This is a genomic window from Pseudarthrobacter sp. fls2-241-R2A-127, from assembly GCF_030209355.1.
In the GTDB taxonomy this organism is placed as follows: Bacteria; Actinomycetota; Actinomycetes; order Actinomycetales; family Micrococcaceae; genus Arthrobacter.
The window spans coordinates 19,942-35,316 of record NZ_JARVSF010000041.1 but is presented as its reverse complement, the minus strand read 5'-3'; the positions used below and the strand labels follow the sequence as shown (position 1 = coordinate 35,316).

Below are 15,375 nucleotides of genomic sequence, written 5' to 3'. Positions count from 1 at the left end.
TCGTTGCCAGGGCAACTAAACTGTTCAGGTGAACGACCAGCTAGAACGCCTGAACCGGTTACCCCTCCGCAGCAATCTTCGCGGGCTGACTCCCTATGGGGCGCCCCAACTGGACGTCCCCATTCTCCTGAACGTCAACGAGAACACACATGGCGTTCCGGCGGACGTGCGCGCCGCCATCAGTGCCGCCGTGACGGAAGCCGCGGCGGGCCTCAACCGCTACCCGGACCGGGAGTTCACCGATCTCCGCAAGGCGCTGGCGGAATACCTTGGACACGGCCTCGACGAAACCAACCTGTGGGCGGCCAACGGCTCCAACGAGGTGCTGCAGCAGATCCTCCAGGCTTTCGGTGGCCCCGGCCGGACAGCCTTGGGCTTCCCGCCCACGTACTCCATGTACCCGTTGCTGGCCAGTGGCACGGACACCGGGTACATCACCGGAGTCCGGGGGGAAGGCTATGACCTCACCGCAGAGTCCGCCGCCCGCCAGGTACGGGAACTGAAGCCGAACATCGTGTTCCTTTGCTCGCCGAACAATCCCACCGGCACGGGTCTGGGACTGGACGTCGTTGAGGCTGTCTACGAGGCCGGTGCCGCAAGCCAGACCATCGTCATCGTGGACGAGGCCTATCACGAGTTCGCCCACGACGGCACGCCCAGCGCACTGACCCTGCTGCCCGGCAGGGAGCGGCTGATCGTATCCCGCACCATGAGCAAGGCATTCGCCCTCGCCGGTGCCCGCCTCGGCTACATGGCCGCAGCCCCGGAGGTGACCGATGCCCTGCGCCTGGTGCGCCTGCCTTACCACCTGTCCGCCATCACGCAGGCCACCGCACTGGCAGCCCTGGAACACCGGGAAGCGCTGATGGCGGACGTGCAGGACATCAAGCAGCAGCGCGACCGGATCGTGGCGGAACTGACCAGGATGGGCCTGACCCCAGCCGCGTCCGACTCCAACTACGTGTTCTTCGGCGGCCTGGAGAACCCGCACCAGGTCTGGCAGGAACTGCTCGACGCCGGCGTGCTGATCCGTGACGTCGGAATTGCCGGCCACCTGCGGGTCACGGCCGGTACTGAGGCCGAAACCACTGCTTTCCTCACGTCCCTGGAACGCATCCTTGCGGGCCAGGCCGCGCTTCCCGCCTAGACTTGGTACTGCGGCGCTGGACGCCCTGAACCACTCCTTCTCCCACTAAGGACCCTTCACCATGAGTTCAACCGGATCGACCACGGCTGCGGCCCGGACCGCCCGCATGGAGCGCGCCACCAGCGAGTCCTCCGTCCTCGTGGAGATCAACCTCGACGGAACGGGCGTGTCCGACATCGACACCTCCGTGCCGTTCTACGATCACATGCTGACGGCATTGTGCAAGCACTCACTGATCGACATGACTGTCAAAGCCACCGGTGACACCCACATCGACGTCCACCACACCGTGGAGGACGTCGCCATCACGTTCGGCGAAGTCCTGCGGACCGCCTTGGGGAACAAGGCCGGGATCCGCCGCTTCGGCGAGGCCACCGTGCCCCTGGATGAAGCCCTCGCCAACGCCGTGGTGGACGTCTCCGGGCGTCCCTACCTGGTTCACGGCGGCGAGCCCGCAGGCCAGGAGTACCACCTGATCGGTGGCCACTTCACCGGCTCCCTCACCCGCCACGTCTTTGAGGCAATCACGCTGCACGCCGGCATCTGCCTGCACATGAACGTCCTGGCCGGCCGGGACCCGCACCACATTGTGGAGGCGCAGTTCAAGGCGTTCGCGCGTGCCCTGCGCGCCGCCGTCGAACCCGATCCCCGAGTCGAGGGCATCCCGTCCACCAAGGGTGCACTGTGAGCGGCCAGATCCTCAAGGACGGAGCAATCATCGACCCCACCGCGGCGCAGAGGCTCCCGTCGCCCGAGGGCAAGCCCACGGTGACGGTACTCGACTACGGATCCGGGAACGTCCGCTCCGCCGTTCGTGCCCTGGAGCGCGCCGGTGCGGAAGTGATCCTCAGCGCCAAGCCGGAGGACGTGCTCAACGCCGACGGCCTGGTGGTCCCCGGCGTCGGCGCATTCGAGACCGTGATGCGCGAACTCAAGGCCGTGGACGGCATCCGGCTCATCGGCAGGCGCGTGGCAGGCGGACGTCCCGTACTGGGCATCTGCGTGGGTTTGCAGGTCCTCTTCGAGGCGGGCGTGGAGCACGGCACCGAAGCCGAAGGCATCGGTGAATGGCCCGGCAAGGTGGAGGCACTGCGCGCCGAGGTTGTCCCGCACATGGGCTGGAACACCGTCAAGGTGCCCGAAGGCTCCAAGTTGTTCGCCGGCGTCGAAAACGAGCGGTTCTACTTCGTGCATTCCTATGGTGTGCAGGAGTGGAACTTCGACGTGATCCAGCCGCGAATGGCGGCTCCCCTGGTTACCTGGTCCGAGCACGGCGGCCCCTTCATCGCCGCCGTCGAGAATGGGCCGCTGTGCGCGACCCAGTTCCACCCGGAGAAGTCCGGTGACGCCGGCGCCCGGCTGCTGCGCAATTGGGTGGAAGGCCTCCGCAAGCCCGCCACCGCAGAAGCCGCGAACGGCGCCTCCCCGGCCGAAGCCGGCAGCGGCGCCTAGATGTGGTCCGTACTCCTGATGGGCCTCGCCGGAATCCTGATCGGCGGCGGCATCTCGTTCCGGCAACAGCACAAGCCGCTGTGGACGCAGGTGTCGTTCTACGTCCTGGCAGCCATGTCGCTGCTGGCCGCCTACCTGCTCACGCTGCCCGCCGGCTGATCCCGCTGGCCCGCTCCATTCACGCCGCCGCTTTCGCCCTTGCCCCTGTCCCGAAGAACCAAAACTGAGGATGAGTATGACCACCGCACATGACCTGCCGGTCCTTGAACTGCTGCCCGCCGTCGACGTCGTCAATGGGCAGGCCGTCCGGCTGGTCCAGGGCGAGGCAGGCAGCGAAACCAGCTACGGCACGCCCCTGGACGCGGCGCTGAACTGGCAGCAACAGGGCGCCGAATGGGTGCACCTGGTGGACCTGGATGCGGCGTTCGGGCGCGGCTCCAACGCGGACCTGCTCCGCGACGTGGTGGGCCGGCTGGACATCAAGGTGGAACTCTCGGGCGGTCTTCGCGACGACGAGACCCTCGAAGCGGCCCTGGACCTGGGCGTGGCCCGGGTCAACCTGGGCACCGCTGCGCTGGAAAATCCGGAGTGGACCCGCCGGGCCATCGATCGCTTTGGCGACAAGATCGCCGTCGGCCTTGACGTCCGGGGCACCACCCTGGCCGGCCGTGGCTGGACCAAGGAAGGCGGGGACCTCTGGGACGTGCTGGGCCGCCTCGAAGAGGCCGGCTGCGCCCGCTACGTGGTGACCGACGTAACCAAGGACGGCACCCTGCAGGGACCCAACGTTGAACTCCTGCGCCAGATGGTGGAGAAGACCGGCAAGCCCGTGGTGGCCTCCGGCGGCATCTCCAGCCTCGATGACCTGAAGGTCCTCCGTTCGCTGGTGCCGCTGGGCGTCGAAGGCGCCATCGTGGGCAAGGCCCTCTATGCCGGGGCCTTCACGCTGCCCGAAGCCCTCGACGTCGCCGGCCGCCGCTAGGCGCGGGGAAGCAGCCCGGCCATGCCCAGCTCCGAAAAACCGGTACGCCCCGCAGGCCGCCCACTGCCAGGACATATCGCCGCAGCCCTCGCCGGTGCCGGCGGGCCCTCGGACTCCGCGGGCCGGCCGTGGGCCGGGCGCAGCCTGGCCGGCGAGGACGCGAAGATCCACAACTTTGAGGACGACGACGGCACGGCCGACGCCGGGTACCTCGCCGCCGTGGCCGCGCTCCGGCAGGGGAGCGGCAGCGAAGCCGGCGTGGTGGCCGCGCTGGCGACGGCCCGGGTGTTCATCCCCATCGTGGCGCAGCTGGCAGAAGAAGCTGAAACGGATCACGGGCTGCACGCCGACAAGCAGGCGGACATGGCCCTGGTCACGCTGAAGGCCGCCGACGGCCGGACCGCGCTCCCGGCTTTCACCTCGGCGGCCGCGCTCTCAGCATGGCACCCCGAGGCCCGGCCGGTTGCTGTGTACGCGGCCCGCGCCGCGCTCTCTGCCGTCGCTGAAGGTGCTGAACTGCTGGTCCTGGACCCAGGGGCCGACTTCACGTTCGTGGTCCGCCGGCCGGCCGTCTGGGCCCTGGCCAAGCAGCACAACTGGGTCCCCTCCTACGAAGACCGTGAGCTGGCCGGCGAATTAGGCCGTGCGGCCTCCGGGTTTCCCGCGGTCCGCGGCATCGAACTCCTGCCGGGCAGGGGAGTGGCAGCTGCCGCGGCGGACGGCACGGTGGTCCACGGCGGCGGTGCCGGACCCGAACTGCAGGTGGTGCTCTACCTTGAGGACGGCCTGGACGCTGCGGCTGTCCAGGAACTGGTGGCAGGCCTGCAGGTGGAATGGTCCCGGAATGTATTGTTTGGGGAGCGCGTCGATTCCCTGGACATCAAGCTCAGGCGCGCTCCCGACTAGCTGCCGGCCGGATGGTGACCCCGCCCGCGCCGGGGTAGACCCTGAAGGATCGTTTCGTGAATTTCGCTCTCTACCGGGAGTTGCTCGCTGTCCGGCCCATCCGGCGGCTGCTGCTGGTGGGCATGGTTGCCCGGATCCCGCACTCGGCCGCCGGCGTCCTGCTCACCCTCCACATCGTCCTGACCCTTGGCCAGGGCTACGCCGCGGCCGGCGCCGCCGCTGCAGTGATGACCATTGGCATTGCCCTTGGCGCACCCTGGCGTGGCCGGCGCGTTGACACCGTGGGCCTGCGGACGGCACTGATCCCGTCGGTGATCTCGGAGACCATCATCTGGTCCGTGGTGCCGCACGTTTCCTACCAGTGGCTCCTGCCGCTCGTCTTCGTCGGCGGCCTGCTCACACTTCCCATCTTCAGCGTCGTCCGGCAGTCACTGGGCGTCCTGGCCGAAGGGGAGCAGCGCCGCACCGCCTTTGCCCTGGACGCCATCACCACGGAAATGGTGTTCATGATCGGCCCGGCGGCGGGCGCCGTCGTGGCCACCAGCGGGTTCACCACCGCCGGCTTGACCGTGGTGGGCATAGCGACGTCGCTGGCCGGCTTGTTCCTCATGTGGTTCAACCCGCCCACCCGCAGTGCGGGGCAGGGTGCGGTACTCGCCGTTGACGAGCAGCACGCGGCGGAGGCCGCCGTCGTCTCCACCGCACCGGCACATGTCCAGGAAGCCGCCGCAGAACTGGCGCCCGCCGGCGCCGCCGCCCCGCAGGAAGGCCTGCGGGGCAGGTTGGCGGGCGGCTTCTCCTGGTTCACCGCCACCGTGGCGGCCCTCTTCGCGGTGGCAGCCGGAGCCGGCATGGTCCTGAGCGGCACCGACGTCGGCATTGTTGCCGCCCTTGAAATCGGCGGACACCAGAGCGAAATCGGCATCGTCTTTGTCTTTTGGTGCGCGGCCTCCGTAGTGGGTGGTGTCATCTACGGCGCCATGCACCGGCCCGTCCCGCCCGTCTTCCTGCTGCTGGGCATGGCGGCCCTGACCCTGCCCATGGCCCTGGCCCACGACACCTGGACGCTGGCTTTCGTCTCCCTCCTGCCCGGGCTGCTGTGTGCCCCGGTGCTCTCGGCGGCCTCCGAGAAGGTGGCGGACCTTGTCCCGGAGGAGCGGCGCGGGGAGGCGATGGGCTGGTACGGCTCGGCCCTGACAGCCGGTGTTGCGCTCGGTTCGCCGCTGGCGGGAATCTTCATCGACCTGATGGGCCCCTCCGGCGGCTTCGTTTCCGTCGGCGGCGCGGGCGTGCTGCTGTGCCTGGTGGGGTTGGCCCTGCAGCGGCGCCGGCGCGGGATGCCCGTCCGTCCAACTGCTCCCCGGTAGTTGGTCCGGCGCGCCGCCGCGGCGGAGGCGGCGCTGCACCTGGCGAAGCGGCCGCTTTTTCGGGGATACGACGACGGCGGGACGACCTTGCGTGGTCGTCCCGCCGTCGGGCGTTGCGTGGGGGAGTCCGGCGCTAGTTCACGGCCCCGGTGTACTTTTCGCCCGGGCCCTTGCCCGGAGCGTCGGGAATCAAGGACTCCTCACGGAAGGCAAGCTGGAGGGACCGAAGGCCATCGCGCAACGGTCCGGCGTGCTGGGAGCCGATTTCCGGGGCGGCCGCGGTGACCAGGCCGGCAAGGGCGGTGATCAGTTTCCGGGCCTCGTCCAGGTCCTTGAGTTCGGCTGCGTTGTCTTCGGCGGCGAGCCCCAGCTTCACGGCGGCGGCGCTCATGAGGTGCACGGCGGCAGTGGTGATCACCTCGATGGCGGGGACCTCCGAGATGTCGCGGATCTGCTGTGAAACGTCCGCGCCTGCGTCCGCGGGCTCGAAAACGTACGAATTACTGTCTGAGGTGCTCATACTGGTAAGCTTGACACAGACCGACTGGATGTCGTTATTTCAGAAATCGTTCCAAACGATGGGTTCCCAGCAGCGCTTCGCGGCGTTGGCGGGAATTTTTTCTGTAGAATGGCATACAGTTTGCAAGCGGAGTTCTCTCCCACCCGCGTCAGCCGCTGTTCCCAGGTTCCTTGCGAACCGCCGGGGACGAAAGGTTGCCGGGTAACTGGTTGGGCATGGAACCGGCATATGCCGGAACTGTGCGCGTGCTTCCCCGTTGCCGGGGCGGCTTCGCCAACCTATCTGAGGCCTTCGATTGCTCCGGCAATTGGGGGCCTTCTCTATTTGCCGGACACAACAACAAACACAGGAGCTTTAACATTAGCGAGCCAAGAATCAATGAGCGTATCCGCGTCCCCGAGGTGCGGCTGGTCGGCCCTGCAGGTGAACAGGTAGGAATCGTCCGTATTGAGGATGCCCTGCGACTGGCTGCCGAGTCCGACCTTGATCTCGTTGAAGTTGCACCTCAGGCGAAGCCTCCGGTGTGCAAGCTGATGGACTTCGGCAAGTACAAGTACGAGGCCGCGGTCAAGGCACGTGAAGCACGGAAGAACCAGACGAACACCGTTCTGAAGGAAATCCGGTTCCGCCTCAAGATTGACACCCACGACTACGAGACCAAGCGGGGCCACGCCCTTCGCTTCCTCGGCGCCGGGGACAAGGTCAAGGCCATGATCCAGTTCCGCGGCCGTGAGCAGCAGCGCCCGGAAATGGGTATCCGCCTGCTCCAGCGCTTCGCGGACGACGTCGCCGAAGTTGGCGTGGTGGAGTCCAGCCCCCGCATCGATGGCCGCAACATGGTCATGGTTGTGGGTCCGCTGAAGAACAAGGCCGAGGCCAAGGCTGAAGCCCGCCGCGCCACCCAGCGCGCCGAGGCCAAGGCACAGAACGAAGCCAAGGCCGCCGGCCGCGTGGACACGTCCGGCACGGACCAGTCGCCCATGACCCAGTCACTGGCCGACCTCCTGCCGGAAGGGTTCACCGTTTCCACCGAACCGGATACGGCTCCGGAGGAAACTGCCGCTACCGAGGCGCCTGCCGCACCGGCTCCCGAACAGGAAGCCGTTACGGAGGAAGCACCCAAGGCGGCACCTGCTCCCGAGCAGGAAGCTCCCAAGGCTGCTGCACCTAAGGCTGCTGCACCTAAGCAGGAGGCTCCGAAGCAGGAAGCTCCGAAGCAGGAGGCTGCTGCGCCCAAGGAGGAAGCTCCGAAGGCCGCCGCCGCAGCGCCGAAGCCCGCGACTGCCGCCAAGCCGGCGGCAGCGGCGCCGAAGCCCGCTGCCGTGCCTGCACCGCCAAAGCCGGTGGCCAGGCCTGCTGCACCGAAGCCTGCTGCCCGCCCTGCCCCCAAGGCAGCGCCGAAGCCGGCGGGTAAGAAGACCAACTAGTTCACAGCTGCCGGAGGTTCCGCCCTCCGGCAGTCAGCAACCAGCATGCTGCCCGCAGGGGCGGCTGCGCGATAGAACTGCCGGCCCCAGGGCCCGCAGAAACGTAAGGAGATCGGTTCCCATGCCGAAGATGAAGACCCACAGTGGTGCTAAGAAGCGCTTCAAGCTGACCGGCAGCGGCAAGCTGCGCCGCCAGCAGGCCAACCGCCGCCACTACCTGGAGCACAAGTCCAGCCGCCTGACCCGCCGCCTCGCCGGCGACAAGATCGTCTTCAAGGGCGATGCCAAGGTCATCCGGAAGATGCTCGGCATCTAGTTTCCAAGTTTATTGATGGGCCGCCCCCTGGCGGTTCGTCTTCTGCCAAACAGCCTTCTCAGGCCGCCGGATTTCCGGCAACAGATGCTTGGGATCAGATTTTCGAAGGAGTACGCACGTGGCACGTGTGAAGAGGGCGGTCAACGCCCACAAGAAGCGCCGGGTTGTCCTTGAGCGGGCAAAGGGTTACCGCGGACAGCGTTCGCGCCTGTACCGCAAGGCCAAAGAGCAGCTGCTGCACTCGTTTGTGTACAGCTACGGTGACCGCAAGAAGAAGAAGGGCGACTTCCGCCGCCTGTGGATCCAGCGCATCAACGCTGCGTCCCGCGCCAACGGCCTCACCTACAACCGCCTGATCCAGGGCCTGAAGGCCGCTGAGGTCGAGGTTGACCGCCGTATGCTGGCCGAGCTCGCCGTCTCGGACGCCAACGCATTCGCCGCACTGGTCCAGGTGGCCAAGGACTCCCTGCCGGCTGACACCTCCGCCAAGAAGGTCGCCGCAGCCTAGAGGCCGCGAAGCGCTCCTCCCCTGAGGGGCCGGTCAGGAACTGGTGGCAGCAGCTACTACAGTTTCTTCTATGAACGACACCGGGCGCCCGCAAGATTTTCCACTTTCCAATCCCCGAGCCGATCGGGTCAGGGACGTGGCAAAGCTTGCAGGGCGCCCGGCCCGTTTAAAGCGTGGCCAGTTCCTGGCAGAGGGACCGCAGGCCGTCCGGGAGGCGCTCAAGCTGCATCAGCAGCGCCTTGCGGCCGGAGCCCCGGGCATCGTCACGGACGTCTACGCGAGCGAAAGCTGCCTGGACCGGTTTCCCGAGTTCGAGGAGCTTGCCGAAGGAACCACTGCCCGGCTGGCCACCGATGAAGTCCTCGCGGCCATGGCGGACACGGTCAATCCGCAGGGAATCGTCGCCGTCTGCCGGTTCGTTGACGTCTCCCTCGCGGAGGTGCTCGACGCCGGACCGCGCCTGGTTGCCGTGCTCTGCCAGGTCAGGGATCCCGGTAACGCCGGAACAGTGCTGCGCGCCGCAGATTCCGCCGGTGCCGACGCCGTCGTATTCACCGCGTCCAGCGTTGACATCTACAACCCCAAGGCAGTCCGCTCCACCGCCGGCTCCCTCTTCCACCTGCCCGTGGTCCTGGCAGCCGATCCGGCGGAACTCGCGGCTGCCTGCAAGGCCCGCGGCATCGGCATCCTCGCCGCAGACGGTTATGGACAACTGGACCTGGATGTACTGCAGGATGAGAGCGCCCGCCGCAGGCTCACCGGAAACGGCCCCGACTCCGTATACGACCTGGCCGCACCAACCGCCTGGTTCTTCGGCAACGAGGCCCAAGGCTTGTCGGAGGAAGAGCTTGGCTTGGCCGACCACCGGGTGGCTGTTCCCGTGTACGGGGCTGCGGAGAGCCTGAACCTGGGGACCGCGGCCACGGTCTGCCTCTATGCCAGCGCCAGGTCCCAGCGCCGGGACGGGGGCGTTCCGGAACAGGTCCCGGCAGGCTAGGAGCAGAGGCTGGGCCGGCCGCCATGGGGCGGCCGGGCACAAAGAAAGGCCCCGGAGATCCGGGGCCCGTGGGTTATGTGGTGACGGACTGCTCAGGGTGCGCGGGTTGCTTTTCCGCGTCCGGTGACGAATCCGTAGATGCCGGCGACAACGAGGCCACCAACAATAGCGAGAATCCAAGTGCCGAGGTCGAAGAAGCCCAAATCGCCCTTGTTGAAAAGAAGGCTGCCGATCCAGCCGCCAACAATGGCACCAACAACACCAAGGATGAGGCTGGTGACCCAGCCGCCGCCAACCCGTCCGGGCATAACGGCCTTAACGATGGCCCCGACAATCAGGCCCAAAATAATCCAAGCAAGAAAACCCATGTCTCCTCCTTATTGTGACCGGGATTAATAGTCCCGATGAGGCTCAAGCTAACATAAGCACCCCGCAAAGTCAGTAGACGGGCGGGAGCCGTTGCTGCATCGTTAAGCGGCGCCCCGGGTACGGTATTGACGCGGTGGCTGCCCCGCGGGATCCTGCACTATCCGACTCCAAAGAACCGGCAAAGAGGAGAAGCCTCGCGTGTCTGCCCATGGTGGTACCAAGGCGATAGTGGCGGCTTTGGCCGCGAACCTGGCCATCGCCGTCATGAAATTCCTGGCGTACCTGCTGACACTGTCCTCGTCGATGCTCGCCGAGGCCATCCACAGTGTGGCCGACTCCGGCAACCAGTTGCTGCTGCTCCTTGGCGGCAAGAAGTCACAGCGGGCCGCCAGCCCGGAGCACCCCTTCGGGTACGGCCGGGAGCGCTACATCTACGCCTTCATCGTCTCCATCGTGCTGTTCAGTCTCGGCGGGCTCTTTGCCCTGTATGAGTCCTGGCAGAAGTTCCAGCACCCGCACGGCATTGAAGGCGGCTTCTGGTGGGTTCCGCTGGCCGTCCTGGTGGGTGCCGTCATCGCCGAGTCCTATTCCTTCCGGACGGCCATCAAGGAGTCCAACCAAACCCGCGGCACCCAGTCGTGGATCGCGTTCGTGCGCACTGCCAAACAGCCCGAACTGCCGGTGATCCTGCTCGAGGACTTCGGCGCCCTCCTGGGACTTCTGTTCGCCCTCGTCGGAGTCGGCCTGACCCTGCTGACCGGCAACGGGGCATGGGATGCTGCCGGCACGGGAATGATCGGCCTGCTGCTGGTGTCCATCGCCGTGGTGCTGGCCTTGGAAACGAAGTCATTGCTGCTGGGTGAATCGGCCACGAGGGCGGACGTGGAACGGATCAGGGTTGCCATCGAATCGGACGGAGGCCGCATCATCCACCTCAGGACGATGCACCTGGGCCCGGAAGAACTGCTGGTGGCGGCCAAGATTGCGGTCAGCCGATACGCCACCGGAGAGCAGATCGCCACGGCTATCGATGACTGCGAGGCGCGGATCCGGGCAGCAGTACCCATCGCCCGCGTGATCTACCTGGAACCGGACCTGCGCCGGCCGCCGGCTGCCGAAGGCCAGGAACAGGCCGCAACGGTCCCCGGCCCCTAAAGGCTGCGGATGGGGTCAGGCTGCCAGCGGTCGCTTGCGTTCCAGCGCGCCGCTGAGCAGGGCGACGCCGAAGCCGAGGACAGCGAGTACGGCGCCCACCAGGGCCGGCGCCACGAAGCCCCAGCCGAGGGCGATGACGAGGCCGCCGAGGAAGGCTCCCAGGGCGTTGGCGACGTTGAGCGCGGCGTGGTTGAGGGAGGATGCCAGCGACGGTGCATCCGGTGAAGCATCAAGCAGCCGCGTCTGCAGGGCGGGGACCAGCATGGAACCCGCGGCCCCCACCACGAACACCATGACCAGGGCGCTCCATGCCCAGTGTGCCGCCACGGCGTAGAGCACCAGGGCGACGGCTATGGCGGGCAGGACCCGGTAGATGGTGCCCATCACCGACCTGTCGGCCAGCCTGCCGCCGATGATGTTCCCGGCAACCATGCCCAGTCCGTAGAGTGCCACCACCACCGGGATCAGGGCCGACGGGATTCCGGCCACATTGGTCATGGTGTGGGCGATATAGGTGTAGGTGGCGAAGAAGCCGCCGAAGCCGACGATTCCCACCAGGAGCGCAAGCCATACCTGGAGCCGTTTCAGCGCACCGAGTTCGCGCCGGATGCTCGCGTCCGGATGCGCCTTTTGGAACGGCACGAAGATCCAGACCAGCACAAGTGCCAGCAGACCGATGCCACCCACCAGGATGAACAGGAGGCGCCAGCCGAAGGCCTGCCCCAGCCACGTGGCGAAGGGGACGCCGACGACGTTGGAGATGCTGAGGCCGGCCATCACCATGGAGATGGCCCAGCCGCGCCGTGTCGGCGGGACCAGGGACGCTGCAATCACGGCGGCCACCCCAAAGAACGCCCCGTGCGGCAGGCCCGCGGCGAACCGTGAGACGAGCATTGCCCCGTAGTCCGGCGCTGCGAACGAGCTCAGGTTGGCAACGGTAAAGAACAGCAGGAGCCCCAGGGCCAGGTACTTGCGGGGGAGCTTGGCCCCCACGACGGCGAGCAGCGGGGCGCCCACCACCACGCCCAGGGCGTAGGCGGAGATCAGGTATCCGGCTTGGGGGGTGGTGATCGCCAGGCCCTGCTCCACCTCTTTCAGCAGTCCCATCATGGTGAACTCGGTGACGCCGATGCCCACCCCGCCCATGGCCAGCGCAAAGATGGCCATCCCAAGGTTGGGGGTCTTGGCGGATGTGGCCGTGGACTGGGAAAGAACGCTGCTCATGTGCCTGCTTCTCAAAGGGGTGGGTGAAGGACCGGATGCCACGGCAGTGGGGCAGGTACGTGCGGACAGAGTCGCAAACCCCTGGCGGGCAGGACCTATTCCCTTGGGCGGGAATGCTGTTCCGGGACATTCCATTGTGGACCATAGAATGGGCCGGTGACTGGACTGATTCAGGTTGTGGGCGGAGCCATCGTGGACAAGCTGGCGGAACCGGCGGCACTGCTGGTCGCCCGTCGGAGTGCGCCGGAGCACCTGGCCGGGCTGTGGGAGTTTCCCGGCGGCAAGGTTGAGCCCGGCGAGGAGCCCGAGGCGGCCCTGGTGAGGGAGTTGTCGGAGGAACTTGGAATCGGTGTCCGGCTGGGACCCGAACTGCCTGCAGGGGTTCCCGATGGCTGGCCGTTAAACGAGCGGGCCAGCATGCGCGTCTGGTTCGCGGAAGTCAGCGTCGGCGAACCGCGGCCCCTTGAAGACCATGACGAACTGCTGTGGGTGGACCTCCGTGACCGGGACGCGGTACTTGGGCTGCCATGGATCCCGGCGGATTTTCCGATCGTCCGGGCTTTGTTGGACTCCGTGGCATCGCCGCTGGGAGGGACCCGCTAGACCCGAATCCGCTGAGGCAAGGCCCGCTGAACCAGGACCCGGACAGGCGCTGCTGGACAGAACCTGCTAGAAGAGGGCATCCTGCGCCGAGGGCCGGGAAGCAGGAACGTTGGCGCTGCCCTCCCTGGCCGGGGCGGGAATGCTGCCGGCGGGGTACTGCGCTTCCTCTTCGCGGGGATCTTCAACATTGTCCAGGTCCCGGTGGCTGAAGCCGGAGGAATGCGAGAAACCGTGGCGTGCCTTGAAGTACCGGACCTTGGCGGCAAGCCAGGTGCGGTATTCCTTGGAGGCGTAGGACCCGGTCCCGTACAGCCGCCGGTAGCGTCCCGCCAGTTCAGGGTGGTGGGCGGCGATCCATTTCATGAACCATTCCCTGGTCCCGGGCTTCAGGTACAGTGCGCCTGCGGTGACCCCTGTTGCGCCGGCGGCGGCCAGGGAGCCGAAGAGTGCATCCAGGGCTTCGTCGCTGTCGGAAAGCCACGGCAGGATGGGCATCGCCATGACGCCGCAGGGAAGTCCGGCCTCGCGCAGCCGGGTCACCAACCTCAGCCGCGCCCGGGGCCCGGGCGTGCCCGGCTCGATGGCCTCCGAGAGGGCCTCATCGGTCATGGCCAGCGAGATTCCCAGCCCCACCGGCACCTGCGTGGCGGCACTTTTCAACAGGGGGATGTCCCGTGAGAGCAAGGTGCCCTTGGTGAGGATGGACAGGGGAGTGCCGGAGTCCGCCAAGGCGGCGATGATTCCCGGCATGAGGCGGTACCGTCCTTCGGCCCGCTGGTAGGGATCGGTGTTGGTGCCAAGCGCCACTTGCTGCCGCGTCCAGGACGCCTTGTTTACTTCCTTCCGGAGAATTTCGGCTGCGTTGACCTTAACCACCACTTGGCTGTCGAAGTCCATGCCGGCGTCGAAATCCAGATATGTGTGCGATTTCCTGGCAAAGCAGTACACGCAGGCGTGGCTGCAGCCGCGATACGGGTTCACCGTCCACTCGAAAGGCATCTTCGACCCTGCCGGAACCCGGTTGAGCACCGATTTTGCGGTGACCTCGTGGAACGTGATGCCGGCGAACTCAGGGGTGGTGACGGTGCGGACGAGGCCGGCCAGCGGCAGCAGTGCCGGAGCGGCCCCGCCGGTGGCATCCTGCGCGGTGACCAGTGTTTGCGCTTCCCATCTCATGGCCTCCATTCGAAAACATGTTCGAATGGAAGTCAAGGGCGGCGCGCGGCGGAAACGCCCCCGCAGGCAGCGCCCGCTAGTGCAGCAGCTCCCAGGTGACAGTCACGCCGGCCTCCACCCGGTTCCTGCCGGGTTCAATAGCCGGCCCCTCAACCGCAGACGCCCGTTGCAGGCCGGCAACCGGCACCGGGCCCGGAGCTGCCCTCTGCTCCGTCACGGACAGCACCCGGCCCAGGGTGGCTGAGGAGAGCGAGGCGAACTGGGTGGCTGCGCGGAACGCGTCCTGCCAGGCAGCCTCCCGGGCCTGGGCGAGGACGGCGGAGCCATCGGAGAGGACAAGCTGCAGGCTGTCGAGCCGGACGTTGTCGCCACCCGACTCAACGGCCCGGGAGATGGCGGTTGCTGCGTTGTCGACGTCCCGCAGCCTGACGGCCAGGCTGCCGGCCGCAACATAGCCCACCAGTTTCTGGCCTTCGCCGTCGCGCCACGCGAGGTCAGCCCGCACTGACAGCCCGTTCGTCCGCAGATCGGCAGGGCCAACGCCGTGTTCCCGGAGGGCCGCGGCCGCTGCGGAGAGGCTCTGCCCCGCCGCCGCGTACGCGCCCGCCACGGACGGCGCGCGGCACTCCACCGCCACCGAAACCGTCACCAGATCCGGTTCGGCTTCCGCCCACCCATTCCCGGTGACGGTGACCGTGCCGGCCTCCCCGGAGGCCTGGTCCGTGCGGTTCACAGGACCGCGCTCCCCGCCGGAGCCGGGTAGCCGCCGGCGGCCAGGCCGGCCCTGCGTTCGAAAATATTCGCCGTTCCCGGATTTCCGGTCCGCAGGACGGACCAGCAGGCCGCGGCCAGGTACAGCGGGAGGAAGGGGAGGCCGAGGCACCATGCGTACTGGCTGCAGTGCCGTTCCTCATGGCCCAGCAGTTCAGCCCGGGACAGCAGGTCGGGGGCGGAACCGCGGTACAGGACCACGTTGCCCAACGTGAAGGCGCGCGCGGCCGGAAGCCGCCAACGGTACCCGGCGGCTATGACCATGCCGCGGGGGCCCCGGCTCATCCGCGTCCCGGCGGCGAGGGCGACGGCGACGCCCGCCAGGGTGCTCCCGTTGAGGAGGTTCGCCGCCCGCCTGAGCCGCTGGGCGGTCGTCGGGCGGTCCCGGGTACCCGCGCACTGCCGCAAAGTCATGAGGCCATGGTAGCCGGAGGGTTCAACTAGACTGGAGGGCA

At 67.3% G+C, this 15,375-nt stretch carries 19 protein-coding genes; 13 read left to right on the top strand and 6 right to left on the bottom strand.

Translation table 11 applies throughout. The annotated features are described in order from the left end of the window. Nucleotides 1-28 precede the first annotated feature (28 nt). From QRN53_RS19060 to QRN53_RS19030, 7 genes are all read left to right on the top strand, one after another. The gene (locus tag QRN53_RS19060) at nucleotides 29-1,147 is read left to right on the top strand and encodes a histidinol-phosphate transaminase (RefSeq protein ID WP_285245375.1); all 1,119 of its coding nucleotides are present in this window, start codon (nucleotides 29-31) and stop codon (nucleotides 1,145-1,147) included. A 61-nt stretch (nucleotides 1,148-1,208) separates the two neighbouring features. Next, nucleotides 1,209-1,835 (top strand): imidazoleglycerol-phosphate dehydratase HisB, encoded by a 627-nt coding sequence (gene hisB, locus QRN53_RS19055; RefSeq protein WP_285245374.1) that lies wholly within the window; start codon nucleotides 1,209-1,211, stop codon nucleotides 1,833-1,835. Next, nucleotides 1,832-2,599 carry an imidazole glycerol phosphate synthase subunit HisH gene (gene hisH / locus QRN53_RS19050; RefSeq protein ID WP_285245373.1) on the top strand — a complete coding sequence of 256 codons (768 nt, stop codon included), beginning with the start codon at nucleotides 1,832-1,834 and terminating at the stop codon, nucleotides 2,597-2,599. Before hisB ends, hisH begins: the two co-directional genes overlap by 4 nt. Beyond that, entirely contained in the window at nucleotides 2,600-2,758 is a 159-nt protein-coding gene (locus QRN53_RS19045) for a CG2302 family histidine operon protein (protein WP_285245372.1), read from the top strand. 76 nt (nucleotides 2,759-2,834) lie between these two features. After that, the gene (gene priA / locus QRN53_RS19040) at nucleotides 2,835-3,581 is read left to right on the top strand and encodes a bifunctional 1-(5-phosphoribosyl)-5-((5-phosphoribosylamino)methylideneamino)imidazole-4-carboxamide isomerase/phosphoribosylanthranilate isomerase PriA (RefSeq protein WP_285245371.1); all 747 of its coding nucleotides are present in this window, start codon (nucleotides 2,835-2,837) and stop codon (nucleotides 3,579-3,581) included. 21 nt (nucleotides 3,582-3,602) lie between these two features. Beyond that, complete coding sequence (locus QRN53_RS19035) at nucleotides 3,603-4,487, top strand: SseB family protein (protein ID WP_285245370.1); 885 nt, start codon at nucleotides 3,603-3,605, stop codon at nucleotides 4,485-4,487. A gap of 56 nt (nucleotides 4,488-4,543) precedes the next feature. Next, nucleotides 4,544-5,854 carry an MFS transporter gene (locus tag QRN53_RS19030; protein WP_285245369.1) on the top strand — a complete coding sequence of 437 codons (1,311 nt, stop codon included), beginning with the start codon at nucleotides 4,544-4,546 and terminating at the stop codon, nucleotides 5,852-5,854. A gap of 133 nt (nucleotides 5,855-5,987) precedes the next feature. Here QRN53_RS19030 and QRN53_RS19025 read toward each other — a convergent pair whose 3' ends face one another. After that, nucleotides 5,988-6,374, bottom strand: a complete 387-nt coding sequence (locus QRN53_RS19025; RefSeq protein ID WP_018763612.1) for a DUF1844 domain-containing protein — start codon at nucleotides 6,372-6,374, stop codon at nucleotides 5,988-5,990. Between the two features lie 401 nt (nucleotides 6,375-6,775). On the opposite strand from QRN53_RS19025, the gene infC reads away from it, so the two are divergent. The 4 genes from infC (at nucleotide 6,776) to QRN53_RS19005 (ending at nucleotide 9,622) form a co-directional block, all read left to right on the top strand. Beyond that, on the top strand, nucleotides 6,776-7,801 hold the full coding sequence (infC, locus tag QRN53_RS19020) for a translation initiation factor IF-3 (protein ID WP_502934861.1): 1,026 nt from the start codon (nucleotides 6,776-6,778) through the stop codon (nucleotides 7,799-7,801). A 121-nt stretch (nucleotides 7,802-7,922) separates the two neighbouring features. Further along, nucleotides 7,923-8,117 carry a 50S ribosomal protein L35 gene (gene rpmI / locus QRN53_RS19015; RefSeq protein ID WP_009358635.1) on the top strand — a complete coding sequence of 65 codons (195 nt, stop codon included), beginning with the start codon at nucleotides 7,923-7,925 and terminating at the stop codon, nucleotides 8,115-8,117. Nucleotides 8,118-8,235: 118 nt separating this feature from the next. Further along, nucleotides 8,236-8,625, top strand: a complete 390-nt coding sequence (rplT, locus tag QRN53_RS19010) for a 50S ribosomal protein L20 (RefSeq protein WP_018763610.1) — start codon at nucleotides 8,236-8,238, stop codon at nucleotides 8,623-8,625. 70 nt (nucleotides 8,626-8,695) lie between these two features. Beyond that, nucleotides 8,696-9,622: a TrmH family RNA methyltransferase gene (locus QRN53_RS19005; RefSeq protein WP_285245368.1), complete on the top strand. Its 927-nt coding sequence runs from the start codon at nucleotides 8,696-8,698 to the stop codon at nucleotides 9,620-9,622. 92 nt (nucleotides 9,623-9,714) lie between these two features. Here QRN53_RS19005 and QRN53_RS19000 read toward each other — a convergent pair whose 3' ends face one another. Then, on the bottom strand, nucleotides 9,715-9,990 hold the full coding sequence (locus QRN53_RS19000) for a GlsB/YeaQ/YmgE family stress response membrane protein (protein WP_285245367.1): 276 nt from the start codon (nucleotides 9,988-9,990) through the stop codon (nucleotides 9,715-9,717). Between the two features lie 199 nt (nucleotides 9,991-10,189). On the opposite strand from QRN53_RS19000, the gene QRN53_RS18995 reads away from it, so the two are divergent. After that, nucleotides 10,190-11,146, top strand: coding sequence for a cation diffusion facilitator family transporter (locus tag QRN53_RS18995; RefSeq protein ID WP_285245366.1), 957 nt, complete (start codon nucleotides 10,190-10,192; stop codon nucleotides 11,144-11,146). A 15-nt stretch (nucleotides 11,147-11,161) separates the two neighbouring features. On the opposite strand, the gene QRN53_RS18990 is transcribed toward QRN53_RS18995, so the two are convergent. Further along, a complete protein-coding gene (locus QRN53_RS18990; RefSeq protein ID WP_285245365.1) occupies nucleotides 11,162-12,370 on the bottom strand; it encodes an MFS transporter in 1,209 nt (402 codons plus the stop codon). A gap of 156 nt (nucleotides 12,371-12,526) precedes the next feature. On the opposite strand from QRN53_RS18990, the gene QRN53_RS18985 reads away from it, so the two are divergent. Beyond that, nucleotides 12,527-12,973 (top strand): (deoxy)nucleoside triphosphate pyrophosphohydrolase, encoded by a 447-nt coding sequence (locus QRN53_RS18985; RefSeq protein WP_285245364.1) that lies wholly within the window; start codon nucleotides 12,527-12,529, stop codon nucleotides 12,971-12,973. Between the two features lie 66 nt (nucleotides 12,974-13,039). Here QRN53_RS18985 and QRN53_RS18980 read toward each other — a convergent pair whose 3' ends face one another. The 3 genes from QRN53_RS18980 to QRN53_RS18970 all read right to left on the bottom strand — a co-directional run bounded on the left by QRN53_RS18980 (nucleotide 13,040) and on the right by QRN53_RS18970 (nucleotide 15,334). Next, nucleotides 13,040-14,149: an Rv2578c family radical SAM protein gene (locus tag QRN53_RS18980; RefSeq protein WP_285245363.1), complete on the bottom strand. Its 1,110-nt coding sequence runs from the start codon at nucleotides 14,147-14,149 to the stop codon at nucleotides 13,040-13,042. A gap of 76 nt (nucleotides 14,150-14,225) precedes the next feature. Continuing rightward, nucleotides 14,226-14,882: an SIMPL domain-containing protein gene (locus tag QRN53_RS18975; protein WP_285245362.1), complete on the bottom strand. Its 657-nt coding sequence runs from the start codon at nucleotides 14,880-14,882 to the stop codon at nucleotides 14,226-14,228. Beyond that, on the bottom strand, nucleotides 14,879-15,334 hold the full coding sequence (locus QRN53_RS18970; protein ID WP_285245361.1) for a hypothetical protein: 456 nt from the start codon (nucleotides 15,332-15,334) through the stop codon (nucleotides 14,879-14,881). The genes QRN53_RS18975 and QRN53_RS18970 overlap by 4 nt, the downstream gene beginning before the upstream one ends. Nucleotides 15,335-15,375: the final 41 nt, after the last annotated feature.

Bases quoted from the DNA above. Each gene is read 5' to 3' on its own strand.
- hisB (WP_285245374.1), top strand. From the start codon at position 1,209: ATGAGTTCAACCGGATCGACCACGGCTGCGGCCCGGACCGCCCGCATG.
- QRN53_RS19045 (WP_285245372.1), top strand. From the start codon at position 2,600: ATGTGGTCCGTACTCCTGATGGGCCTCGCCGGAATCCTGATCGGCGGC.
- priA (WP_285245371.1), top strand. From the start codon at position 2,835: ATGACCACCGCACATGACCTGCCGGTCCTTGAACTGCTGCCCGCCGTC.
- QRN53_RS19035 (WP_285245370.1), top strand. From the start codon at position 3,603: ATGCCCAGCTCCGAAAAACCGGTACGCCCCGCAGGCCGCCCACTGCCA.
- QRN53_RS19025 (WP_018763612.1), bottom strand. From the start codon at position 6,374: ATGAGCACCTCAGACAGTAATTCGTACGTTTTCGAGCCCGCGGACGCA.
- rpmI (WP_009358635.1), top strand. From the start codon at position 7,923: ATGCCGAAGATGAAGACCCACAGTGGTGCTAAGAAGCGCTTCAAGCTG.
- QRN53_RS19005 (WP_285245368.1), top strand. From the start codon at position 8,696: ATGAACGACACCGGGCGCCCGCAAGATTTTCCACTTTCCAATCCCCGA.
- QRN53_RS19000 (WP_285245367.1), bottom strand. From the start codon at position 9,990: ATGGGTTTTCTTGCTTGGATTATTTTGGGCCTGATTGTCGGGGCCATC.
- QRN53_RS18990 (WP_285245365.1), bottom strand. From the start codon at position 12,370: ATGAGCAGCGTTCTTTCCCAGTCCACGGCCACATCCGCCAAGACCCCC.
- QRN53_RS18980 (WP_285245363.1), bottom strand. From the start codon at position 14,149: ATGAGATGGGAAGCGCAAACACTGGTCACCGCGCAGGATGCCACCGGC.
- QRN53_RS18970 (WP_285245361.1), bottom strand. From the start codon at position 15,334: ATGACTTTGCGGCAGTGCGCGGGTACCCGGGACCGCCCGACGACCGCC.